This window comes from Kluyvera huaxiensis (assembly GCF_040149365.1).
In the GTDB taxonomy this organism is placed as follows: Bacteria; Pseudomonadota; Gammaproteobacteria; order Enterobacterales; family Enterobacteriaceae; genus Kluyvera; species Kluyvera intermedia_A.
Map to the genome: position 1 here is coordinate 1 of NZ_JBEFLV010000031.1, position 24000 is coordinate 24000.

At 55.1% G+C, this 24000-nt stretch carries 24 protein-coding genes and 1 riboswitch; of the genes, 13 read left to right on the forward strand and 11 right to left on the reverse strand.

Annotation, left to right across the window (positions count from 1 at the left end; genetic code table 11):
• The first annotated feature begins 493 nt into the window (after nucleotides 1–493).
• Together purH and purD are read left to right on the forward strand one after the other, a co-directional pair.
• A complete protein-coding gene (gene purH / locus ABOC97_RS22140) occupies nucleotides 494–2083 on the forward strand; it encodes a bifunctional phosphoribosylaminoimidazolecarboxamide formyltransferase/IMP cyclohydrolase (protein ID WP_349601815.1) in 1590 nt (529 codons plus the stop codon).
• Between the two features lie 15 nt (nucleotides 2084–2098).
• The gene (purD, locus tag ABOC97_RS22145; protein ID WP_349601817.1) at nucleotides 2099–3388 is read left to right on the forward strand and encodes a phosphoribosylamine--glycine ligase; all 1290 of its coding nucleotides are present in this window, start codon (nucleotides 2099–2101) and stop codon (nucleotides 3386–3388) included.
• Here the strand turns inward: purD and zraR are convergent.
• Nucleotides 3385–4713, reverse strand: a complete 1329-nt coding sequence (zraR, locus tag ABOC97_RS22150) for a sigma-54-dependent response regulator transcription factor ZraR (protein ID WP_349601818.1) — start codon at nucleotides 4711–4713, stop codon at nucleotides 3385–3387. The two genes, purD and zraR, sit on opposite strands and share 4 nt — an antisense overlap.
• Complete coding sequence (zraS, locus tag ABOC97_RS22155) at nucleotides 4710–6089, reverse strand: two-component system sensor histidine kinase ZraS (protein WP_349601819.1); 1380 nt, start codon at nucleotides 6087–6089, stop codon at nucleotides 4710–4712. The genes zraR and zraS overlap by 4 nt, the downstream gene beginning before the upstream one ends.
• A 250-nt stretch (nucleotides 6090–6339) precedes the next feature.
• Here zraS and zraP point away from each other — a divergent pair, with 250 nt between their 5' ends.
• Nucleotides 6340–6783, forward strand: a complete 444-nt coding sequence (gene zraP / locus ABOC97_RS22160; protein WP_349601821.1) for a zinc resistance sensor/chaperone ZraP — start codon at nucleotides 6340–6342, stop codon at nucleotides 6781–6783.
• Nucleotides 6784–6786: 3 nt separating this feature from the next.
• Here zraP and ABOC97_RS22165 read toward each other — a convergent pair whose 3' ends face one another.
• From ABOC97_RS22165 to nudC, 6 genes are all read right to left on the reverse strand, one after another.
• Nucleotides 6787–7479: a DUF1481 domain-containing protein gene (locus ABOC97_RS22165; protein ID WP_349601866.1), complete on the reverse strand. Its 693-nt coding sequence runs from the start codon at nucleotides 7477–7479 to the stop codon at nucleotides 6787–6789.
• Nucleotides 7480–7491: 12 nt separating this feature from the next.
• Entirely contained in the window at nucleotides 7492–7764 is a 273-nt protein-coding gene (hupA, locus tag ABOC97_RS22170; RefSeq protein WP_061284714.1) for a nucleoid-associated protein HU-alpha, read from the reverse strand.
• Between the two features lie 186 nt (nucleotides 7765–7950).
• Nucleotides 7951–8541 carry a YjaG family protein gene (locus tag ABOC97_RS22175; protein ID WP_234502056.1) on the reverse strand — a complete coding sequence of 197 codons (591 nt, stop codon included), beginning with the start codon at nucleotides 8539–8541 and terminating at the stop codon, nucleotides 7951–7953.
• A gap of 33 nt (nucleotides 8542–8574) precedes the next feature.
• Complete coding sequence (gene nfi, locus ABOC97_RS22180) at nucleotides 8575–9255, reverse strand: deoxyribonuclease V (protein WP_349601824.1); 681 nt, start codon at nucleotides 9253–9255, stop codon at nucleotides 8575–8577.
• A gap of 9 nt (nucleotides 9256–9264) precedes the next feature.
• The gene (gene hemE, locus ABOC97_RS22185; protein ID WP_349601826.1) at nucleotides 9265–10329 is read right to left on the reverse strand and encodes a uroporphyrinogen decarboxylase; all 1065 of its coding nucleotides are present in this window, start codon (nucleotides 10327–10329) and stop codon (nucleotides 9265–9267) included.
• Between the two features lie 160 nt (nucleotides 10330–10489).
• Complete coding sequence (gene nudC, locus ABOC97_RS22190; RefSeq protein WP_349601828.1) at nucleotides 10490–11263, reverse strand: NAD(+) diphosphatase; 774 nt, start codon at nucleotides 11261–11263, stop codon at nucleotides 10490–10492.
• Between the two features lie 98 nt (nucleotides 11264–11361).
• On the opposite strand from nudC, the gene rsd reads away from it, so the two are divergent.
• From rsd to ABOC97_RS22240, 10 genes are all read left to right on the forward strand, one after another.
• On the forward strand, nucleotides 11362–11847 hold the full coding sequence (gene rsd, locus ABOC97_RS22195) for a sigma D regulator (RefSeq protein WP_349601830.1): 486 nt from the start codon (nucleotides 11362–11364) through the stop codon (nucleotides 11845–11847).
• 50 nt (nucleotides 11848–11897) lie between these two features.
• Nucleotides 11898–12007: riboswitch (TPP riboswitch) on the forward strand.
• A 183-nt stretch (nucleotides 12008–12190) separates the two neighbouring features.
• Nucleotides 12191–14089, forward strand: a complete 1899-nt coding sequence (gene thiC / locus ABOC97_RS22200) for a phosphomethylpyrimidine synthase ThiC (RefSeq protein ID WP_349601832.1) — start codon at nucleotides 12191–12193, stop codon at nucleotides 14087–14089.
• Nucleotides 14089–14724: a thiamine phosphate synthase gene (gene thiE / locus ABOC97_RS22205; RefSeq protein WP_349601834.1), complete on the forward strand. Its 636-nt coding sequence runs from the start codon at nucleotides 14089–14091 to the stop codon at nucleotides 14722–14724. Before thiC ends, thiE begins: the two co-directional genes overlap by 1 nt.
• On the forward strand, nucleotides 14717–15475 hold the full coding sequence (thiF, locus tag ABOC97_RS22210; RefSeq protein WP_349601836.1) for a thiazole biosynthesis adenylyltransferase ThiF: 759 nt from the start codon (nucleotides 14717–14719) through the stop codon (nucleotides 15473–15475). Before thiE ends, thiF begins: the two co-directional genes overlap by 8 nt.
• Nucleotides 15456–15656: a sulfur carrier protein ThiS gene (gene thiS, locus ABOC97_RS22215; RefSeq protein WP_349601837.1), complete on the forward strand. Its 201-nt coding sequence runs from the start codon at nucleotides 15456–15458 to the stop codon at nucleotides 15654–15656. The genes thiF and thiS overlap by 20 nt, the downstream gene beginning before the upstream one ends.
• A 1-nt stretch (nucleotide 15657) precedes the next feature.
• Nucleotides 15658–16428, forward strand: coding sequence for a thiazole synthase (gene thiG / locus ABOC97_RS22220; RefSeq protein ID WP_349601839.1), 771 nt, complete (start codon nucleotides 15658–15660; stop codon nucleotides 16426–16428).
• The gene (gene thiH / locus ABOC97_RS22225; RefSeq protein WP_349601841.1) at nucleotides 16425–17555 is read left to right on the forward strand and encodes a 2-iminoacetate synthase ThiH; all 1131 of its coding nucleotides are present in this window, start codon (nucleotides 16425–16427) and stop codon (nucleotides 17553–17555) included. Before thiG ends, thiH begins: the two co-directional genes overlap by 4 nt.
• Before the next feature lie 374 nt (nucleotides 17556–17929).
• Nucleotides 17930–19471, forward strand: a complete 1542-nt coding sequence (locus tag ABOC97_RS22230) for a sensor domain-containing diguanylate cyclase (protein WP_349601843.1) — start codon at nucleotides 17930–17932, stop codon at nucleotides 19469–19471.
• Between the two features lie 184 nt (nucleotides 19472–19655).
• Nucleotides 19656–19961 (forward strand): PTS sugar transporter subunit IIB, encoded by a 306-nt coding sequence (locus tag ABOC97_RS22235; RefSeq protein ID WP_035895906.1) that lies wholly within the window; start codon nucleotides 19656–19658, stop codon nucleotides 19959–19961.
• 7 nt (nucleotides 19962–19968) lie between these two features.
• Nucleotides 19969–20286: a PTS lactose/cellobiose transporter subunit IIA gene (locus ABOC97_RS22240; RefSeq protein ID WP_061284701.1), complete on the forward strand. Its 318-nt coding sequence runs from the start codon at nucleotides 19969–19971 to the stop codon at nucleotides 20284–20286.
• A 73-nt stretch (nucleotides 20287–20359) separates the two neighbouring features.
• Here ABOC97_RS22240 and ABOC97_RS22245 read toward each other — a convergent pair whose 3' ends face one another.
• The 3 genes from ABOC97_RS22245 to ABOC97_RS22255 all read right to left on the reverse strand — a co-directional run bounded on the left by ABOC97_RS22245 (nucleotide 20360) and on the right by ABOC97_RS22255 (nucleotide 23897).
• The gene (locus ABOC97_RS22245; RefSeq protein WP_349601846.1) at nucleotides 20360–21334 is read right to left on the reverse strand and encodes an ABC transporter permease; all 975 of its coding nucleotides are present in this window, start codon (nucleotides 21332–21334) and stop codon (nucleotides 20360–20362) included.
• Nucleotides 21327–22856 carry a sugar ABC transporter ATP-binding protein gene (locus ABOC97_RS22250; RefSeq protein ID WP_349601848.1) on the reverse strand — a complete coding sequence of 510 codons (1530 nt, stop codon included), beginning with the start codon at nucleotides 22854–22856 and terminating at the stop codon, nucleotides 21327–21329. The genes ABOC97_RS22245 and ABOC97_RS22250 overlap by 8 nt, the downstream gene beginning before the upstream one ends.
• Nucleotides 22857–22934: 78 nt before the next feature.
• Nucleotides 22935–23897, reverse strand: a complete 963-nt coding sequence (locus ABOC97_RS22255) for a sugar ABC transporter substrate-binding protein (RefSeq protein WP_234502041.1) — start codon at nucleotides 23895–23897, stop codon at nucleotides 22935–22937.
• Nucleotides 23898–24000 lie beyond the last annotated feature (103 nt).

The window sequence follows — 24000 nt, forward strand, 5'->3', positions numbered from 1 at the left end:
GCAGTGCAACACGGCTTTCGCTCACTGTTGCGAGGTGGCGTATATTACGCTTTCCTCTTTCAGAGTCAAGCGTTTAATTTCGCTTTTCTCTGCCGGCGTTCTCTGAAGAACCCCACTGACCCGGCGGCTTGTTTGCCGTTGTTCCGTCTCAGTGGGGCCGCATTATAGGGAGTTTCTCGCAGCCCGCAATAGCTAAATTGCAGAAAAATGACTGACTGCTGCAATCCCCAGCAGAACCCCGCCTTATACCCATTTACACACAGACTTATCCACAAAGTTAATGGTTAAGCCCCCTCATCCATTTATCTTAAGCCTTATATAGAGGGCCAAAATAATGGCTTCGGCGGAATGCGAAAAATTCGCGAGCGTTGCGCAAACGTTTTCGTTACAATGCCAGCGCAAAACAAGGATGCCCCGTAAGGGGCGTTAGCTGAGTTTTTCCGCAAGAATTCACCTAACGCTCTCTGTAATAGTCAAATCCAGGGGATTTACCATGCAACAACGTCGTCCAGTCCGCCGCGCTCTGCTCAGTGTTTCTGACAAGGCCGGTATCGTCGAATTCGCCCAGGCACTTTCCGCACGCGGTGTGGTACTGCTATCGACGGGCGGCACCGCCCGCCTGTTAGCTGAGAAGGGTCTGCCGGTGACCGAAGTTTCCGATTACACCGGTTTCCCGGAAATGATGGATGGACGTGTAAAAACCCTGCATCCGAAAGTACACGGCGGTATTCTTGGCCGTCGTGGTCAGGACGATGCCATTATGCAGCAGCACCATATCGAGCCTATCGATATGGTCGTCGTTAACCTGTACCCGTTTGCCGAGACCGTTGCCCGTGAAGGCTGCTCGCTGGAAGATGCGGTAGAGAATATCGATATCGGCGGCCCAACCATGGTTCGCTCCGCCGCCAAGAACCACAAAGACGTGGCTATCGTGGTGAAGAGCAGCGACTACACCTCTATTATTAAAGAGATGGATGCCAACGAAGGTTCTCTGACCCTCGACACCCGTTTCGATCTCGCCATCAAAGCTTTCGAACATACCGCCGCTTACGACAGCATGATTGCCAACTACTTCGGTAGCATGGTTCCGGCATACCACGGTGAAAGCAAAGAAGCCGCTGGCCGCTTCCCGCGCACGCTGAACCTGAACTTCATTAAGAAGCAGGATATGCGTTATGGCGAGAACAGCCACCAGCAAGCTGCCTTCTATATAGAAGAGAATGTTAAAGAGGCCTCTGTGGCCACCGCAACTCAGGTGCAGGGTAAAGCGCTCTCTTATAACAACATCGCTGATACCGATGCCGCGCTAGAGTGCGTCAAAGAGTTCCACGAGCCAGCCTGCGTTATCGTCAAGCACGCCAACCCATGCGGCGTCGCGGTCAGCACTTCTCTGCTCGACGCCTACGACCGCGCGTACAAAACCGACCCAACCTCCGCATTCGGCGGCATTATTGCCTTCAACCGCGAGCTGGATGCCGAAACGGCGCAAGCCATCATCTCTCGTCAGTTTGTTGAAGTGATCATCGCGCCATCAGCCACTGAAGAAGCGCTGAAAATTACCGCCGCTAAGCAGAACGTTCGCGTTCTGACCTGCGGTCAGTGGGCTCAGCGTGTTCCGGGACTGGATTTCAAACGCGTTAACGGCGGCTTACTGGTTCAGGATCGTGATCTGGGCATGGTGAGCGAAGGCGAACTGCGCGTCGTCACCAAACGTCAGCCGAGCGAACAAGAGCTGCGTGATGCGCTGTTCTGCTGGAAAGTGGCGAAGTTCGTTAAGTCTAACGCTATCGTCTACGCCAAAGAGAACATGACCATCGGCATCGGCGCAGGCCAGATGAGCCGCGTGTACTCCGCTAAGATTGCCGGGATTAAAGCCGCCGACGAAGGACTGGAAGTGAAAGGTTCCGCTATGGCCTCTGACGCCTTCTTCCCGTTCCGCGACGGTATTGATGCTGCTGCGGCCGTGGGCGTGAGCTGCGTTATCCAGCCTGGCGGTTCTATTCGTGACGAAGAAGTGATTGCCGCCGCCGACGAACACGGCATCGCGATGATCTTCACCGACATGCGCCACTTCCGCCATTAATCCACGGAGCAGACGATGAAAGTATTAGTTATTGGCAACGGCGGGCGCGAACACGCGCTGGCCTGGAAAGCGGCCCAGTCACCACAGGTTGATACCGTTTTTGTCGCACCGGGCAACGCGGGCACCGCGCTGGAACCGACCCTGCAAAACGTGGCGATTGGAGTTACCGATATTCCGGCACTGCTGAGCTTTGCCCAGAAAGAGAAGATTGATCTGACTATCGTCGGCCCGGAAGCGCCGCTGGTAATTGGTGTGGTCGATGCTTTCCGCGCCGCCGGTATGACCATCTTCGGGCCAACCGAAGGCGCTGCGCAACTGGAAGGCTCCAAAGCCTTCACCAAAGATTTCCTTGCTCGTCACCAGATCCCAACGGCCGAGTACCAGAACTTCACCGAAATCGAGCCTGCGCTGGCCTATCTGCGCGAGAAAGGCGCGCCTATTGTCATTAAAGCGGACGGTCTGGCTGCTGGTAAAGGCGTTATCGTAGCGATGACGCTGGAAGAGGCCGAAGCTGCCGTACACGACATGCTGGCAGGTAACGCCTTTGGCGACGCGGGCCACCGGATCGTTATCGAAGAGTTTCTTGATGGTGAAGAGGCGAGCTTTATCGTGATGGTCGACGGCGAGCACGTGCTGCCGATGGCAACCAGCCAGGACCACAAGCGCGTAGGCAATGGCGATACCGGCCCAAATACCGGTGGCATGGGCGCTTATTCACCTGCCCCGGTCGTTACGGACGAAGTCCACCAGCGCACCATGGAACGCATCATCTGGCCAACCGTCAAAGGCATGGCGGCGGAAGGCAACACCTACACCGGTTTCTTGTACGCGGGCCTGATGATCGACAAACAGGGCAACCCGAAAGTTATCGAGTTCAACTGCCGCTTTGGCGATCCAGAAACGCAGCCGATCATGCTACGCATGAAATCGGATCTGGTGGATCTGTGCCTCGCCGCCTGCGCCGGTAAGCTTGACGAGAAAATCTCCGAGTGGGACGAACGCGCCTCGCTGGGCGTCGTGATCGCCGCCGGTGGTTATCCGGCTGACTACCGTACCGGTGATGTGATCCACGGCCTGCCGCTGGAAGAAGTTGCCGACGGCAAAGTGTTCCACGCAGGGACAAAGCTTGCTGACGATGATCGTGTTCTGACCAACGGTGGCCGCGTGTTGTGCGCCACCGCCCTGGGCCATACCGTCGCCGAAGCCCAAAAGCGTGCTTATGCCCTGATGACCGATATCCACTGGGACGGCAGCTTCAGCCGTAACGACATCGGCTGGCGCGCCATCGAGCGCGAGCAAAACTAACGGCTGAGCTTAGCCAACAGCGTTTTTCGCGTAATGCCCAACTGGCGGGCGGCTTCAGTTTTGTTGCCGCCCGTTTTTTCGAGCGCCGCCTGAATCACCTCTTTCTCCACTTCCACCAGCGGTTGAATTCCCTCTTCGGTCGATGATGCCGGAATGGAAGCGCCGATAATCGCCAGCGGTAGCTCACGTTCCGAAATATAGTCTCCCGTCAGCAAGACCACCGCACGCTCTACCGCGTTTTCCAGCTCGCGGATATTACCCGGCCAGGCGTAGTGAATCAGCAGGTCCATGGCTTGAGGCGTAAAACCCTGCACCGTTTTACGATTACGCTCGGCATAGCGTTGCAAAAAGTAGTGCGCCAGCTGCGGGATATCCTCATGGCGCTGGCGCAGCGGCGGCATATCGATAGTCACCACGTTCAGACGGTAGTAGAGATCCTGACGAAAACGCCCGGCGCTGACCTCTTCGGCTAAATCGCGATGCGTCGCAGCAATCAGGCGCACATCGACCGAAATCGTCTGATTACTACCTACGCGCTGCACCTCCCTTTCCTGAATAGCCCGCAGCAGGCGAACCTGCATCAACGGCGAAATATCGCCAATCTCATCCAGAAACAGCGTGCCTCCATCGGCCTCCACAAAACGCCCTTCCCGCCGCTTATCCGCACCGGTAAACGCGCCTTTCTCATGACCAAACATCTCTGATTCGAGCAGAGATTCATTCAGCGCCCCACAGTTGAGCGTCACCAGCGCTTTATCACGACGAGCGCTGCTGGCATGCAGTGCCCGTGCAACCAGTTCTTTGCCGGTACCGGATTCGCCATGAATGAGCACGGTCGCATCCGACGGTGCCACCAGCGCGATATTATTCAGCAGCGTCTGCATTGCCGGGCTATCGCCGACCATACCAAACTGCGCCGCAGGACCTGGCGTAGCAGAACGCTCAGGCTGGCGCGTATGGGCTAAAGCCTGAGCCAGCGTTTGCTGTAGACGGTCAAAGTCCAGCGGCTTTATCAGATAATCCTGCGCGCCGGACTTCAATGCCTCTACCGCCGTGTCGACACTGGAGTAGGCCGTCATAATCAGCACCGGGATCGATGGGTTATAAGCTTTTATCTCTTTTAGCGTTTCGATACCGTCCATCTGCGCCATACGGATATCGCAGAGCACCAGATCGAATACCTGCTCCCTGATTTGCTCCAGCGCCTGCACACCGTTATTGGCCAGCGCAACCTGATATCCCCAGCCCCGCAGTAGCGCCTGTAGGATAGTGCAATGGCTAATATCGTCGTCCACCACCAGAATAGTGATCTGTTCCTGACTCATCCTTGCTCATCCTTTTGTTGCCCATTGACCGGCAGATAGAGGGTGAATACCGCTCCCTTGCCGGGCATGCTTTCAACGTGAATTGTCCCGCCGTGCTGCTCAACGATATTCTGAACGACCGCCAATCCTAGCCCAGTACCATCGGCTTTAGTGGTGAAGTACGGGGTAAAGATGGCCTGCAATTGCTCCGCCGTCATCCCCTTACCGCTGTCCGCCACGCTCAGCTTGATGCGCCCATCACCACATTCCGCGACTGCCACCGTAATAATACCCTCACGCCCTATCGCCTGAATGGCGTTGAGATAGAGGTTCAATAGCACCTGATTGAGACGATCCGGATCGGCCTGAATACGGCATAGCGAAGGCTGGGCGGTAAATTGCAGAGTAATGTCCCGGCCTGACGCATCCTGACTCACCAGTTGAAGCGAATGGCCAATCACCTCGTTGAGATCCACCGGTTGCCATTTTAAATGTGCCGGACGTACCAGCTCCAGCAGCTCGCTGACCACCCGATTGAGGCGGTCGGCCTCTTTCGCCATCACCTGCGCCAGTTCATAAGCCTCTCCTCCCGGCGGTGTACGTTCGGCGAAATATTTCGCCAGCCCTTTGATTGACGATAGCGGATTGCGAATTTCGTGGGCTACCCCGGCCGCCAGATGACCTAGCGCCATCAGCTTTTCTTTACGATGGGTGGCCTCCTGCAGCAGTTTGCGCGAGCGCTGATAGCGGCTGAACCAGAACTGCGCAAGGACCGTTGCCACCATCACGACGCCAGCAGCACACAGCATGACAATCATATTGCGCAGCCCGCGCGCCTGTTCAGCATCCAACTCGCGGGCATCGAAGGCGATAAAAATAACCTGCGGCGTCTCGACCACATTGCGGCGCATCATCATGCGCATATGGTGCCCACTGGGGGCGTCAAGGGGGCGAAACTGGCGATAGATTTCCAGCGCCGGTTCCGGTGACGTCAATCGCCGCCAGCGCTCGGTATCGCCTGGCGCGAGCGTCTGCATCGTCCGGGCGTCGTAAAGCGGCTGTCCCACCTGCTGCGCGTCACTGTGGGCGATAATTTTCCCCTGTTCATCGGTCACCGCAAACCACAGTACGCCAGGCTGCCACGCCATCTCTTCCAGCATGGTCTGGAGCTGCGCATGGTGCATGCGCATTCCCATCCCGACACGCGCCCCGGACTCCAGCGCGCGGATAAGGACGCTGCCCTTCTCCTGAATAGTTTGCTGTGCCGACGCGCTTTCTCGGCCATAGTCGCGAACGATGAGCGCAGAGAACAGACACACCAGCAGTAAGACTATCCCGCTCAGCAACCAGCTGATGCCGGTCGCCATCGAATCCTTCTGTAGTCGTATGAGAGCCATGGAGCTTCCTTTTCTTTTCCCTTTGCTACCCTACAGCAGAAATCATGCCACCTTTCAGGCCCCATAACCCGGCCTGCGAGCACAAACGGCCAGAATGGACGAGTAAAAATGACTCGCCTGGATACCCATCGCGGGTCATTTTTACTCGCTTCGGGAAAATAAGCGCCCGAACACCGGCAATTATCGCGGCATGAGAAGCTGGCACAGAAGATGCAATAGCCAAGGAGAACACACTACAGGAGAACCAACCATGAAACGGAACAGTAAACTGCCTCTCGCGCTATTAGCCTTCGCTACGCTTACCCTGACCAGCGGCGTGGCCCTTGCGGGCCCACATCATTGGAACAATGATTCAAATAACGTCGGCTACAGCCAACTTACCGAGGCCCAGCAGGCTACCGTGCAAAAGCTGCGTAACGACTATTACACCCAGACCAATGCACTGCGTCAGCAGTTAACGTCCAAACACTATGAGTACAACGCGCTGCTCACAGCGGATAAACCCGATAGCGCCAAAATTGAGGCCGTCGCCAAAGAGAGAGAGGCATTGAGCCAGCAGCTTGACCAGCAGCGGGTTAAGTTTGATGTCGCAATGGCTGAGGCCGGTATACCGCGCCACGGAGGAATGGGCTATGGCTGCCAGGGCGGCCAGCACAACGGTGGCGGTCATATGGGCGGTATGAATCGCGGGTAAATATTAGAAGTTTTTTTCGGTTGGCTGCCAGGTGCAGTAGTCCTGGTTCGCCACCAGCAGGAGCTGGGAGCCTTCTGGTGCTTCCAGCCAGGCAATGCTCACCTCAGCCGTAGAACGGCTCTGGCGACTGGCAATATGCCCGAGGGCGCGCGAGTCAAAATCAGGTTTAACCGTCTCACCTTCGCATGTCGTCACCGTCTTGTCAGCATGCCAGCGCCCCTGACGCAACACCACTTTCCCCAGCCGCAGCGCATCGCTGGTCTGACGGATCTGCTCCGCACGATAGCGATAAAGCGCGACCTGGTCGCTGGAGAGCTGCTGTTTTTGTCCATCAATCTCGCGCTGCATAAAACTCAGCTCGCCGTTACTGTCGAAACGGGCGCGGATGTGTTCGGAGGGTTTACCGTAGATATTCAATTCGATAAGCCGCAGCTTATCATCCTGCCAGCGATACTCGCTGGTTGAGGTGCTGCCGTTGTGCCACGGACTTAAGGTGGCCAGAAGGTGCGTTTCACCGCTGCTGTCTTTACGCCAGATGCGCACGGCACCCTGCGTGTCAGCGTAACCGCTGGCGGTAAAGGGAGGTAATTCGCTGTTATGGCTACAGGCTGTCAGCAACAGTACGCCCGCCAACCCCGATAAACGGCGCCAGAGAAACGAAAGGGGCGAAACCGCCCCTTCTTTAAAACTGTTCACTGCCACGCAATCTTACTTAACAGCGTCTTTCAGTGCTTTGCCAGAAACAAATGCCGGCACGTTGGCTGCGGCGATTTTGATTTCATTACCGGTCTGCGGGTTGCGGCCAGTACGCTCAGCGCGGTGGTTCACTTTGAAGGTACCGAAACCAACCAGTTGCACAGCATCACCTTCTTTCAGAGACTCAGTAATAGCAGCCAGGGTGGATTCCAGTGCAGCTTTAGCCTGGGTTTTAGACAGTTCAGCCTTGTCCGCAATTACATCAATCAGTTGAGTCTTGTTCATAAGTTATCCTTACAATGTGTTTATCGCTTGCTAAGCATCGAGTGCGACGAAAATGCCAGAAAAGCACTCTCCTGCATACACGCACCGATAGCCACTTTTTTTCGCCCTCCAAATGTAGACCAGACGGGGGGCAGATGTGAAGCCTTCAGGCGTGACAATTCAGGCGGTAAATCACGTTTTATTGCCTCATTGCTGAAAATTTATACCAATATTGCTTTCGCCAGCTTCGCGGAGGTCTGCGCGCAGCCCTTTAATCAGTTCAATATCGCGTTCTTCACACTCGGCTAAAAGGCGGAAAATCTCCCACTGAATGTCCCATTCTTGCTCTACAGCGGGGTTCAATTTCAGCTCTTCGTCGGTCATTTCGCGACCAGCCTGAGTCATTTCCAGCATCGCTACGGTGGTAATCGAACACTTACTGACTTCGACAGCGTGCTCGAGCGTTTCGCCACTTAAGCGGGAGTGGATTAATTCGCTCAATGCCACGCAGGCATCGATTGCCGGGTACACACCGTACAGATCGTAGTCATCAGCCACAGGAATCGCTTCTTCAAACTTTTCCAGCTGGCTGTCGAAGTTGATTTTCGCATCTTTAACCGTCAGTGATTCCCACACCAGATCGAGGATACGGCGATAAATCTGACCATCGTTAAATTCGGTTTGCTTGCAGAACATGGCGTAGTTCGGGTACATGCGTTCACACAGGCAAGCCATAAAGGTGACGTGCTGCCAGCTTTCCAGCTTCTCCAGACGCAGGTGAATCGGGTTTTGTAACATGATGAGTTCTCAAATACGGAAATTAACCGCAGTTTACCTGATATGGGGCATTTTTGCTGCAAGGCGCGTAAATGCCGGGCGTTCCGATGCCACCGCGTCAGCCCAGCGCGTGGGCTCTGGCAGACGATAGCCATTCATGCAGCGCTGCACCCAGCCCAACGCGCTATCGACGCTGATGCGGTGGCCCGTTGAGATAAACAGCGGGTTGCAGCGTGCTTTACTGCGCCATACCCAGGCCAACTGCTCGCCTTTATCCATCAGCGGTGCCAGCGCGCCGGGTTCAGCCGTCAGCGGCTCAAATTGACCACACAGGCGCTTTTTCGCCACGCCAAGGGTGGGAACATCCGCCAGCAGGCCAAAATGGCTGGCCACGCCAAGACGACGCGGGTGAGAAATACCGTGGCCATCGACAAACAGCAGGTCAGGTTTTTGCGACAGCTGCTGCCATGCCGCCATCAGCGCCGGCGCTTCACGAAACGAAAGAAAACCGGGAATGTACGGCATGGTGGTGGCAATTCGCGCCACCTGATACTCGACCAGCTCCAGCGAAGGATACTTCAGCAGCACCATCGCCGCTCGCGTCACCTCGCCGCCCTGCTCAAATCCCACGTCGGCACCGCCGATAAGACGCGGCGGATCGATTAACAAACGATCCTCACGACAAATTGATGCCGCCAGCTCAAGCTGCTGCGCGCGCAGCGACGCGAGATCCATGCCTATTCCTTACCGGTGATACTGCGCCGACAGACGGTGTACCGCCTCCACGAAGACGCCCGCGTGTTCCGGCGGCACATCCTGATGGATGCCGTGACCGAGGTTAAAGACGTGGCCTTCACCCTCACCAAAACCAGCAAGGATCGTCGCCACTTCTTCTTCAATACGTGGACCCGGCGCATAGAGCATGGACGGATCCATGTTGCCCTGCAGCGCAACCTTATGGCCCACGCGGCGGCGCGCATCGGCGATATCGGTGGTCCAGTCAAGGCCCAGCGCATCGCAGCCGGTTTCGGCCATCGCTTCCAGCCACTGTCCTCCGCCTTTGGTAAACAGCGTCACCGGCACGCGGCGGCCATCATTTTCACGCAGCAAACCATCAACGATTTTATGCATGTAATAGAGCGAGAACTGCTGATAATCGCGCCCCGTCAGCACGCCGCCCCAGGTATCGAAAATCATCACCGACTGCGCTCCAGCTTTAATCTGGGCGTTCAGGTACAACGTGACGCTTTTGGCCAGCTTATCCAGCAGCAGATGCAGCGTCTTCGGATCGGCATACATCATCTTTTTAATCACGGTAAAGGCTTTACTGCTGCCGCCTTCCACCATGTAGGTCGCCAGCGTCCACGGGCTACCGGAGAAGCCAATCAGTGGGACTTCGCCTTTGAGCTCACGGCGAATGGTACGCACCGCATTCATGACGTAGCCCAGCTCGCCTTCCGGATCCGGAATCGGCAGCTTTTCGACATCGGCTTTGCTGGTAATTGGCGAGGTAAAGCGTGGGCCTTCCCCGGTTTCGAAATAGAGCCCCAGCCCCATCGCATCGGGGATGGTCAGGATATCCGAGAACAGGATCGCCGCATCAAGCGGGTAGCGGCGCAGCGGCTGCAGCGTCACTTCACAAGCCAGCTCGGCGTTTTTGCACAGCGACATAAAATCGCCAGCCTGCGCGCGGGTGGCTTTGTACTCCGGCAAATAGCGGCCTGCCTGGCGCATCATCCACACCGGAGTCACATCAACGGGCTGGCGCAGCAGCGCACGCAGATAACGATCGTTCTTGAGTTCGGTCATTTTACATTCCTTTAGCGTTGATGCGCTCAGTGTATACACAAAACCATTCAAAGTGGATCAAGGCGGCAAATGAATGAATCCCCAGGAGCTTACTGAAGTAAGTAACTGGGGTGAATGAATGCAGCCAACAAAGAGCCAATTTGAATGATGAAGTGTCATGTCACTCGTATTCAGCCCGACACATTGCCACGGTATCTTCTATCAGCCGACGCGCGACGGTGCCCGGCGGTGGAAGCAGCGGTAAATCATCGTAGCGATACCAGTTGGCGTTCAGCAGCTCTTTCGGGTCGATAACAATCTCACCGCTGTCGTACTCCGCCATGTAGGCGGTCATCAGCGACTGTGGGAACGGCCAGGGTTGAGAGGTCACGTAGCGTAGATTTTTTACCTTAATGCCGCTTTCTTCCATGACTTCGCGCGCCACCGCCTGCTCCAGCGTCTCGCCGACTTCCACAAAGCCCGCTAACACGGTATGCACACCGTTACGGTGACGAACGTGCTGGGCAAGGAGAATGGAATCATCGCGGCGAATGGCGACAATAATGCAGGGAGCAATTTGCGGGTAGTAGCGTTCGCGGCAGTGACTACAGAGCATCGCCCATTCGGTTTTGCTCGGATGCATGGTGTGGCCACAGTAGCCGCAGAATTTGTGCGAGCGATAAAACTCCGTCAGCTGCACGCCGCGCCCGGCAAGCTGGAACAGGCCGACGTCCTGATCGAGCACCTGGCGCACCGATCCCATATCATGGCGGCGCGATTGTTGAACCAGCCACACCGGGGATCCTTCCCATTCACCAATCTGCAGCGCGCGCTGCCCCACAAGATCGAAATTTACCGCTTCGCCATGTGGTATTTCGCCACCGGGCAACCATAATTTTTGTTCGTGGCTGACTATCCACCAGCCGCGATCCAATTTTTCAATTATACGATCCATATCTCTTGCGCAACCTTTGCTTCACAGGCATGTTATTAACATTATTATTACATTTTGACGTGAGCAGATTTTAATCTTAACGATGCGGGGGTCAACCTATGCTAAACCAGTTAGAGAGCCTGACAGAGCGTGTAAAAGGACACCATAGACTGGTCGACCGCTGGCTGAATATTCGTAAGCACCTGCTCGTGGCTTACTACAATCTGGTTGGCCTTAAGCCTGGCAAAGAATCGTTCATGCGTCTTAACGAAAAAGCGCTCGATGATTTTTGCCAGCGTCTGGTCGACTACCTTTCTGCCGGTCATTTCAGTATTTATGAACGTATTATCCATAAAATGGAAGGCGACAGTCCGCTTTTAAACGCGACGAAGATTTGGCCACAGCTGGACGCCAACACGCAGCTGATTATGGATTTCTACGACTCCACTCTGGAAAACGCCATCGATCAGGATAACTGCTATGAGTTTCAGCAGGCGCTGTCCGACATCGGCGAGGCGCTGGAAGCCCGCTTCCGGCTGGAAGACAAATTGATAATGCTGGCTTTTGAAACGCTCGAGCAGGGTGAATTAAAACGGCCGGCTTGAGATTTGCGGCATTAACGAGTAGTTTACATTCATTACCTCTCATCTGAGGTTACTTCTTGTCGGAGTGCCCAGTGCGCAAGCACGGGCTGAGACCGTTAATTCGGGATCCGCGGAACCTGATCAGGTTAAGACCTGCGAAGGGAACAAGAGTCGTGCCGATTACACAAAATCATTCAAGTTGCATCAAGGCAGCAACTGAGAGAATCCTCAGGAGCTTACTAAAGTAAGTAACTGGGGTGAACGAAGGCAGCCAACGCAGCGGCAGCCTGAATGATAAAGTGTAATCATCTCTTGCTTCATCCGTCGTCTGACAAGCCACTCCTTACTTTTTTTGGAATGAGCTATGTCTGCCACAACTAAACCATCCCGTCGCGAACAGCGCGCCCAGGCCCAACACTTTATCGATACGCTGGAAGGCACCGCTTTCCCGAACTCAAAACGCATTTACATTACCGGCTCGCAGCCGGATATCCGTATTCCCATGCGCGAAATCCAGCTCAGCCCGACGCTGATTGGCGGATCAAAAGACAATCCGCAGTTTGAAGAAAACGAAGCCGTTCCGGTCTACGATACCTCCGGCCCGTATGGCGATCCGGACGTGGCGATTAATGTTCAAAAAGGTCTGGCCAAGCTGCGCCAGCCGTGGATTTCCGCACGTAACGACAGCGAAGAGTTAAACGACCGCAGCTCGGCCTACACCAAAGAGCGCCTGGCCGACGACGGCCTGGATGAACTGCGTTTTACCGGTTTACTGACGCCAAAACGCGCCAAAGCAGGCCAGCGCGTGACTCAGTTGCACTACGCCCGTCAGGGGATTGTTACCCCGGAGATGGAGTTCATTGCCGTGCGCGAAAACATGGGCCGCGAGCGCATCCGCAGCGAGGTGTTACGCCACCAGCATCCGGGGATGAGTTTTGGCGCACGCCTGCCGGAAAACATCACCGCAGAATTTGTCCGCGATGAAGTCGCCGCCGGGCGCGCGATTATTCCTGCCAACATCAACCACCCGGAATCGGAACCGATGATCATCGGCCGTAACTTCCTGGTGAAAGTGAATGCCAACATTGGCAACTCCGCCGTGACCTCTTCGATCGAGGAAGAAGTTGAAAAACTGGTGTGGTCTACGCGCTGGGGTGCGGATACGGTGATGGATCTCTCAACCGGACGCTATATTCACGAAACCCGCGAATGGATCCTGCGGAACAGCCCGGTACCGATCGGTACGGTGCCGATCTATCAGGCGCTGGAGAAGGTGAACGGGATCGCCGAAGATCTCACCTGGGAAGCCTTCCGCGATACCCTGCTGGAGCAGGCCGAACAGGGTGTAGACTACTTCACCATCCACGCGGGCGTGCTGCTACGCTACGTGCCGATGACCGCCAAACGTCTGACCGGCATTGTCTCACGCGGCGGTTCTATCATGGCGAAGTGGTGCCTCTCTCACCACAAAGAGAACTTCCTCTTTGAACACTTCCGCGAAATCTGCGAAATCTGCGCTGCCTACGACGTTTCTCTGTCGCTGGGCGATGGCCTGCGTCCGGGCTCCATTCAGGATGCCAATGACGAAGCGCAATTCTCCGAGCTGCATACGTTGGGCGAGCTGACCAAAATCGCCTGGGAATATGACGTACAGGTGATGATTGAAGGTCCGGGACATGTGCCGATGCAGATGATCCAGCGCAACATGACCGAAGAGCTGGAACACTGCCACGAAGCGCCGTTCTATACCCTCGGGCCGTTGACTACCGATATCGCACCCGGTTACGACCACTTCACCTCCGGTATCGGCGCGGCGATGATTGGCTGGTTCGGCTGTGCGATGCTGTGCTACGTCACGCCAAAAGAACACCTCGGACTGCCGAACAAAGAAGACGTGAAACAAGGGCTGATTACCTACAAGATCGCCGCCCACGCCGCCGATCTGGCCAAAGGCCATCCGGGTGCACAGATCCGCGATAACGCCATGTCGAAAGCGCGCTTCGAATTCCGCTGGGAAGATCAGTTCAACCTGGCGCTCGACCCGTTCACCGCCCGTGCTTACCACGATGAAACGCTGCCGCAGGAGTCAGGCAAAGTTGCCCACTTCTGCTCCATGTGCGGGCCGAAATTCTGCTCGATGAAAATCAGTCAGGAAGTCCGTGACTACGCGGCGGCGCAAACTATTGAGGTTGGGATGGCGGATATGTCAGAAAACTTCCGCGCCAAAGGCGGTGAAATCTACCTCAAAAAAGAGGAGGCGTAATGTACCAGCCTGATTTCCCTACCGTACCGTTTCGCCTCGGGCTTTACCCGGTAGTCGATAGCGTAGAGTGGATTGAACGCCTGTTAGTAGCCGGTGTGCGCACCATTCAGCTACGCATCAAAGATAAGCGCGATGCAGAGGTAGAAGCCGACGTTGTGGCCGCCATTGAACTGGGGCGTCGTTACGACGCCCGCCTGTTCATCAACGATTACTGGCAACTGGCGATAAAGCACAATGCTTACGGCGTGCATCTGGGCCAGGAAGATCTCGAAACGACCGATCTGAAGGCTATCCAGGCAGCAGGGCTACGCCTCGGGGTATCAACTCACGATGATATGGAAATTGACGTAGCGCTGGCCGCCCGTCCGTCCTACATCGCATTGGGCCACGTCTTCCCGACGCAAACCAAGCAGATGCCCTCCGCCCCACAGGGCCTGACGCAGCTGGCGAGCCACATCGAACGACTGGCAGATTACCCGACCGTCGCCATTGGAGGCATCAGTCTTGAGCGCGCCTCGGCGGTGCTGGCGACCGGTGTCGGCAGCATTGCCGTCGTCAGCGCTATCACTCAGGCGGCGGACTGGCGCAGCGCCACCGCGCAGTTGCTTGAATTAGCAGGAGTCGGTGATGAATGACCGCGATTTTATGCGCTACAGCCGCCAGATATTGCTGGGTGATATTGCGATAGAAGGCCAACAAAAGCTGCTCGGTAGCCACGTGTTGATCGTCGGCTTAGGTGGTTTAGGTTGCCCGGCAGCGCTCTATCTCGCCGCAGCGGGCGTCGGCACGCTGATGCTGGCCGACGATGACGATGTTCATCTGAGCAACCTGCAGCGGCAGATCCTGTTTACTACCGACGACGTAGCGCGTCCTAAAGCGCAGGCCACCCAACAAAGATTGTCGCGGCTCAACCCTGATATCGAACTGCTCACGCTACAGCAACGTTTAACCGGCGACGCGCTGCGTCACGCGGTGGCACAAGCGGATGTCGTGCTGGACTGCACCGACAACATGGCGACCCGTCAGGAAATTAACGCCGCCTGCGTGGCGCTGAGTACACCGCTGGTCACCGCCAGCGCAGTAGGTTTTGGCGGCCAGTTGATGGTGCTCACGCCACCGTGGGAACAGGGCTGCTACCGCTGCCTGTGGCCGGACGATATCGAGCCGGAACGCAACTGCCGCACCGCCGGTATTATTGGCCCGGTCGTCGGCATTATGGGGACGTTACAGGCGCTGGAAGCCCTAAAACTCCTCAGCGGCATTGAAACGCCTAGTGGGGAATTGCGCCTGTTTGATGGCAAAACCAGCCAATGGCGTAGCCTCGCGCTGCGTCGTGCCATCGGCTGCCCGGTATGCGGAGGGCAACATGCAGATTCAGTTCAATGACGAATCCCTACAGTGCGCCGAAGGGCAAAGCGTCAACGCGCTGCTGGCCCAGCTTAATCAGCTTAAACCGGGGACCGCGCTGGCGCTGAATCAACGGATCCTGCCGCGCGAGCAGTGGGAACAGCAAATCGTGCAGGAAGGCGACCAGATCCTGCTTTTTCAGGTTATTGCAGGGGGTTGATATGTTACGTATTGCCGACAAGACGTTTGATTCACATCTGTTCACCGGCACGGGAAAATTTGCCACATCACAGCTGATGGTTGACGCCATTCGCGCTTCCGGCAGCCAGTTGGTGACGCTGGCGATGAAACGGGTGGATTTACGTCAGCACAACGATGCCATTCTGGCGCCACTGGTCGAGGCGGGTGTGACGTTGCTGCCCAATACCTCCGGAGCCAAAACCGCAGAAGAGGCCATTTTTGCCGCCCAACTGGCACGTGAAGCGCTAGGTACTCACTGGCTAAAATTGGAAATCCACCCCGATGCCCGCTGGCTGTTGCCGGACCCTATCGAAACGCTGAAAGCCGCCGAGGCACTGGTCAAACAGGGTTTTGTGGTGTTGCCCTACTGCGGCGCCGACCCGGTGCTGTGCAAGCGGCTGGAGGAAGTGGGCTGTGCTGCGGTGATGCCGCTGGGTGCACCCATCGGCTCTAACCAGGGGCTGGAAACGCGGGCGATGCTGGACATCATCATTCAGCAGTCCACGGTGCCGGTGGTGGTGGATGCCGGGATCGGTGTACCGAGCCATGCCACCCAAGCGCTGGAGATGGGGGCCGATGCGGTATTGGTCAACACCGCCATTGCCGTGGCCGACGACCCGGTCATGATGGCTACGGCCTTCCGTCTGGCGGTTGAAGCGGGGCTCCTGGCGCGTCAGGCTGTGCCGGGCAGTCGTAGTGCACAGGCAAGTGCCACCAGCCCGCTCACCGGATTCCTGGAGGCGATATCATGAACACCTTCACCGACCGCTGGCGACAGCTTGAATGGGACGATATCCGTCTGCGTATCAACAGCAAAACCGCCGCCGATGTCGAACGGGCGCTTAACGCCTCTTCGCTTAATCGCGATGACCTGATGGCGCTGCTCTCCCCCGCTGCTACCGGCTATCTCGAGCCGCTGGCACAGCGGGCGCAGAAGCTGACTCACCAGCGTTTTGGTAATACCGTCAGTTTTTACGTACCGCTGTATCTCTCCAACCTGTGCGCCAATGACTGCACCTACTGTGGTTTCTCGATGAGTAACCACATCAAGCGCAAGACGCTGGACGAAGATGACATTGCCCGCGAGTGCGACGCCATTCGGGCGCTGGGGTTTGAACACCTGCTGCTGGTCACCGGCGAGCATCAGGGGAAAGTCGGCATGGACTATTTCCGCCGCCATCTGCCCAATATTCGCCGCCAGTTTGCGTCATTGCATATGGAAGTTCAGCCGCTGGACACCGCAGAGTACGCCGAGCTAAAAACGCTGGGTCTTGACGGAGTGATGGTCTATCAGGAGACCTACCACGAAGGGATGTACGCTCAGCATCACCTGAAAGGCAAAAAACAGGATTTCTTCTGGCGTCTGGATACCCCGGACAGGCTGGGCCAGGCCGGTATCGATAAGATCGGGCTTGGCGCGCTGATTGGTCTTTCGGATAGCTGGCGAGTGGACTGTTTTATGGTTGCCGAACATCTGCTATGGCTGCAGCAGCGCTACTGGCAAAGCCGTTATTCTATCTCGTTTCCACGTTTACGTCCGTGTGCGGGTGGCATCGAACCGGCTTCATTGATGGATGAACGCCAACTGGTGCAGGTGATTTGTGCCTTCCGCTTGTTCTCTCCGGACACCGAGCTGTCGCTCTCAACCCGTGAGTCTCCGTGGTTCCGCGATCACGTGATTCCGCTAGCCATCAACAACGTTAGCGCCTTCTCGAAAACGCAGCCCGGTGGCTACGCGGATGAGAAGCCCGAGCTCGAGCAGTTCTCACCGCACGATGCGCGCACGCCGGTTGAGGTGGCCAGCGCGTTAACGGCACGTGGACTGCAACCGGTGTGGAAAGACTGGGATAGCTGGCTGGGGCGCGCCTCGCAGCGCTAACGCAAACGCGGTAACAGAAATAAACAGTCTGGATAGCGCCTCGCAGAGACATGAAACGGGCGTTGTCCGGCTGGGTTTGACGTTTTACGCTGCTTTGGTCGGCAACCTGAGCCGACCAGGGTAGCGTTTCTTCCTCTGCTACCCTGCCCTATTCCCGTAAAAAACAGGTCATAAAAAGAGCCCGCTATGAGCAATTTAATCTAAAGATGCGGTTCACATACTCCTGGCAGGGTTAATCACGTATAATTTTAAACGTGCGTTAAATATTCATGCCCCTCCCTATCGACTATAATTTGTCGCACAAACCGATGTATGAAATTGCAGTGTAAATAACCATCCTTCCTCTGCAATTTGCTCTCAGGAATGGAAACCATATGCAACATAGCGGCAGAAAACTGTCTTTCACGGCACCGATTTTTATTAGCTTTACGGGAATTATCCTGAGTTTCATTCTTATCGCCTCACTCGTTACCGTTATCCAGCGCAACGACACAATTCGCGATTATCATAGTATCAACCGTAACTTTACCCATAATCTTGCCGTTAACTACACCGAATCCATTCTGCACGAGAATGATTATATTCTTGGGCGTGCCGCAACCTATTTAGCCCGTAACGACGAGTTAAATAACATCGTGAATATCAACCCCGACAAAGGGCTGCAAACCATGATGCAGCTGCTGTCGATGATGCCGACCGTGTCATCCCTCTCTATCGCCGATACGTCAGGCCACTACCTTCGAGCTCCGCAGGCGGTAGAGCGTCCCGACATCCATGCCTTCGATGCCACTAGCCGCCCTTGGTTTATTCACCAGGGTGATGTTGGAATCTTCAGCCGCTACACCCAGCCCTATACTGATTTCTTCACCAAACAGCAGACCGTAACCCTGTCCAAACCGGTTATCTCTGCGGATGGTAAACTCAAGGGGACGCTGGCGTTCCATTTTGATTTGGCGGCGATGAGCCATACGCTGCGCCAGATGAAATCTCCAGTGCATGGCGAGTTTTTTGTCGTCAATCGACAAGGACTGGCGCTGTTGCACCCGGATAGCGGTAAGCTTTTCCAAACCGTTGTCTCCGATAAGCTGCTGACCGAAATGACGGCGGGTGAAGGGGAGTTTTTCGATAAACCCAGCCAAACCTGGTACTACTATTATTCCTTTACCAATCCAGATTGGTTTGTCATCTACAAGGTTTCTGACAAGACCATGAGCCAGCTGGCGCAACATGAGAGCATCATTGTCAGTTGGGGTTTTGCTCTGGCGGGCATCATTATCATTACCTTTGGCTTGTACCTACGCCATGCTTCTCGTGGCATCCTGATGAATATCATTAATGCCATAAAAACCGGCGACACCAAACACGCTCCTGGACTTGAGGTGATGCTACACAAAGCGATTGAGGTCAATAAAGAGCGTGAGCGGGCCTATGTCAGGCAGGCCACGGTAGATTCGCTCACCGGCTGTAAAAATCGTTGGGCATTCGATACTGACATTACCGCGTTGATGAACGATCACCAGCCCTTTGCCCTCGCGCTGGTTGATATCGATAACTTTAAATCGATCAATGATACCTGGGGCCATCTCAGCGGAGATATCGTGCTGCGTAACGTAGCCCGTGAAGGACTTACCATCCTGCAGGCGCATGGGCTTTCCCTCTATCGCTACGGCGGCGAGGAGTTCGCCATTATCTTTACCGCAGAGCACGTTGAACAGGCCAGCGCGCTGCTTGAGCTATGGCGGATTAGCGTGGCTAACCGGACCTGGCGTGAAGAAGGTCTTAGAGTCACTTTCAGCGCCGGACTGGGCGAATGGCATATGGAGACACTGGAACATCTGGTCTCCAGCGTCGATGAAGCGCTCTATAAAGCCAAACATCAGGGAAAAAACCGCATCTTGCAGACATCTACCTCCTGACGAACAGTGCAGTTCACACAAAACCCGCATCGCGGGTTTTTTTGTCTCCCTCACGCAGAAATGTAACCGGTTTCAGTTTTTTGAAGCGATCTTTGTGATGACTTACACACAATCGTCGCAAAGCAGTTGTTGATCGTTTCAGCTCGCGATAAACATGGTTCATCACGGGTCATGAGGGAGCATTATGAAGAATATCGTTTTATGCTGCGCTGCAGGAATGTCCACCAGTATGCTGGTTCAACGGATGAAGGATGCAGCTCAGAAAAAAGGAATTGAGGTCTCAATTAAAGCCGTACCGGTGGCCGAGTTCAAAGCAAATATCAACGATGCGGATATCGTCCTGCTCGGTCCACAGGTTAAGTATGAGCAGGCTAAACTGCAGGCTCTGGCCGATCCTTTAGGCAAAAAAGTCGCCGTCATCGACATGATGGACTACGGCATGATGAAAGGCGATGTCGTGCTTGAGAAAGCCCTTAAGTTAATGGAGTGAGAAAGACGTGGAAGATTTAGAATCAATCATCATGGAACTGCTGGTGAATGCTGGTGCCGCACGTAGTTCAGCATTAACTGCATTACAGCTTGCACGCAAAGGTGACTTCGAAGGCGCAGGCCAAGCAATGGAAGAGTCTCGCGAGTTTGTCAAACTGGCCCACGGTATCCAGACCCAGCTTATCGGCATTGACGAAGGCACGGGCAAACTGCCGGTTAACCTGATAACCGTTCACTCTCAGGATCACCTGATGAACGCGATGGTTATCCAGGATCTGGCGACCGACATGATTGAGCTGTATCGTCGTATTCCACTGGTGAGTTAATCACGCTACCGCAAGAATGCAGAAGGCACCCTGAAGGGTGCCTTTTCTTTTGTACTTCCGACGACCTTCGTCGCTACTTTTTCTGCCGATGACTGCGGTAAGTATCGAGCACCACGGCCACCACGATAACTGCGCCGGTAATCACCCGTTTTGTTGGCTCACTCGCGCCAATTTGCGCCAGCCCTGCCGCCAGCACGGAAATAATCAACGCCCCAAGGAACGTACAAATAACCGAACCTCGCCCGCCCATCAGGCTGGTTCCGCCAATCACCACTGCGGCAATCACCTGCAGTTCCATACCGACACCACCGTTCGGGTCAGCCGCTTCCAGTCGAGCCACCTGGAACAGCGAGGCCAGCCCGGCTAGCGCGCCCATTAACGCAAAGACAATCACTTTATACGGCGCAGGATTAATGCCCGACAGTCGCACCGCTTCTTCGTTAGTACCAATGCCAATTAAATGGCGGCCAAAAATAGTGCGGGTCAGTACCAGATGTCCAACAATAATGACCAGCACAGCGATAACAAATGACGGCGAGATGCCGAAAATAATCGGGTCGGCAAGAAAATCAAAGCTCGATCCGATGTAAGCGGTGCGGGAATCCGTCAGTTGATACGCACTGCCGCGCGCCATTTCCAGCATCCCCAACGAGACAATAAAGGTCGGGATACGCCAGATAACGGAAATCAGCCCAGTCAACGAGCCAACCAGCGTCGCCGCAATGATACCGGACAGCGCAGCCAGCCACGGAGACCAATGCAGGTTAAGGTAAGTCACGCTGACGACGGCCGCCGAAAGCGCCAACACCGAGCCCACCGACAGGTCAATACCGGCAATAATTAAAACGAAGGTCATACCGACCGACATCACCATCAGATCGGGAATTTGGTTGGCGATGGTGCTGAAGGTGTTCAGGCTTAAGAAGTGATCGCTCAGGAACGAGAACAGAACGATCATCGCCAGCAGCGCGCCAATCAACCCCAGATAGCTGCTCAGCCCACGCCATGAAGCGGTCCGGCCCTTAGAGGGCAGTGAAGTGTTACTCATCGTGTAAATTCCCAGTGGCATGTTGATAGCCCGAAAATGCGGCGGCGAGAATAGCGTCTTGTGTCCAGCTCTCGCGAGTAAAGGTCTCCATCAGCTTACCGGCCGAAAGAACCGCAATACGATCGCAAATCAGCATTAACTCTCTTAGGTCGCTAGAGACAACGATCAACCCCTTACCGCTCTGCGTCAGTTCATTAAGCAGCAGGTAAATGTCCCGCTTGGCACCAACGTCAATGCCGCGCGTCGGTTCATCAAAAAGGATGACGTCGCAGTTTCGCTCCAGCCAACGGCTAATCAACACCTTTTGCTGATTGCCACCGGACAGACTATCGACGGCAAATTCAGACCCCGACGTGCGAATACCTAGCCGGGTGATATATTTCTGCGCCAGCTGCCGCTCTTCATCGGCATTCAGCCATGACAGACGGCTGACTTTTTCGCCATTGCCGAGCGAGGTGTTCGCAGCAACCGACTGTGGCAGCAACAATCCCTCTCCTTTGCGATCTTCCGTTACCAACGCGATGCGGTGGGCAATCGCCTCCGCCGGTGTGCGAATGGTGACGGGTTTAAGCGGGTCGCCCACCAGCAGTTGCCCGCTGTCGATACGATCCGCACCAAAAATCGCGCGCATCAGTTCCGTACGCCCGGCCCCCACCAGCCCGCTGATCCCCAGAACCTCGCCCCGATGTAGCGTCAGGGAGATATCCTGCAGCGCTTTGCCACGGGTAAAATGCTCCACTTGCAGTATCGGATTACCCCGACGGCGGGCACTAATATCAAAGCTACTTTCCAGGTCGCGCCCCACCATCAGTGAAACCAGCTGGTCGCTGCTATAGCGTTTAATATCATCGGTACAGACGACGTTTCCGTCACGCAGCACCGTAATATCGTCAGCGATTTGCGCCAGCTCATCGAGGCGGTGAGAAATATAAATCAGCGACACGCCGCGCTGCTTAAATAGCTGAATTTGCTCAAACAGCAATTCAACTTCGCGGCTAGTCAGCATCGCTGTGGGCTCATCGAGAATCAGAATACGGCTGTCACCGATCAGGTTGCGGGCGATCTCGATCATCTGCTGATGACCAATGCCCAGTTCTCCCACCAGCATATCCGGATCGAGCGCCTGTAGGCCAACCATTGCCATCACCGGATAGGCCATCTCCCGCAGGCGCTTACGGTGTATCCATCCCCCCCAGTTTGGCAACTGATCGAGAAACAGGTTTTCGGCGATGGTTAAGGTAGGTAGCAGATTCAACTCCTGCATCACCATACGGATGCCGAGCTTTTCTGCCTCTTTACGGCTGGTTGGGGCATAAGGCTGCCCGAGGTAGGTCATGGTGCCGGTAGTTGGCGTAATGAGGCCGCCAATGATTTTAGACAGCGTGCTTTTTCCGGCACCATTCTCCCCCGTCAGCGCCAACACCTTTCCGGCATATAACGTGAGATCGATATGGGTCAACACCGGTTCATTGTAGGTTTTACCGATGCCGGACATTGACAAGACTTCTTGATAATCAGCCATTTTACGCACGCACCTGCTCTATCGAATCCCTATAAAAATCCGGGGCCATCAACATGACCCCGGAGAGTCAGATGCGGGTTACTGCTTCACAATCAATTTAACCGGCGTTTCAACACTACCAGAGAGTTCGCTCTGTTTCTTCCCGGCTTTTAACGCATCCAGCGCTGTATCAATCCCGAAAACTGCCTGCTGTGATGCAAACTGATCCGCCGTCGCCAGCACGCGACCGTCCTGCAGCATCGGTTTAATCGCTTCGATATTGTCATAGCCGACAACCTGTACCTGGCCGCGTTTCCCGGCTGCACGAATCGCCGAAACCGCGCCCAAAGCCATATTATCGTTGTCCGCCAGCAACGCTTTGATATTCGGATATTCGCTCAGCATAGCCGCCGCAATGGCGTTGGCATTATTCATTTCCCACTGACCGGACTGGACGGAAACCACTTTCATGCCACCAGCAGACATTGCATCCTGGAAGCCAAGCGTACGCTGCTGCGAGTTGGTGGAGGTTGGAATACCTTCGATAATGCCAACCTCATCGCCCGCCTTAAGATGTTTCGCCAGATAGTCGCCAATATCTTTCGCACCTTTGCGGTTATTTGGCCCAACGAATGGCACGTTCAAGCCTTTGTCTTTCAGCACCGCCGCATCGAATTGGTTGTCGATATTAATCACCAGGATACCGGCATCAACCGCCTTTTTCACTACCGGAACCAGTGCCTTCGAATCGGACGGCGCGATAATAATGGCGTCCGCTTTTGACACAATCATCTGTTCAACGATTTGGATCTGACTCGAGGTGTCGGTTTCATTTTTAATCCCGTTAGAAACCAAATCGAATTTATCCGCATTTTTCTTTTGATAGTCTTTTGCGCCATTTTCCATCGTCAGGAAAAACTCATTCGCCAGCGATTTCATAACTAACGCTATTTTAGGTTTATGCGGTTGGGTGTCTGCGGCAAAAACAGGATTGGCGATAACTGCAGAAAGCGCCATTGCAGTTGCAGAGCCAATGAAATAAGAAAATATTTTTTTATTCATGAGGTTATCCATTTTCAGAGGTAGGGTTAGACGCAATACCCGATGCAGTATAGCCAAGCCAAAAGAAGGTCAGAGTGAGGCACTGCACAATATTCCAGGCTGG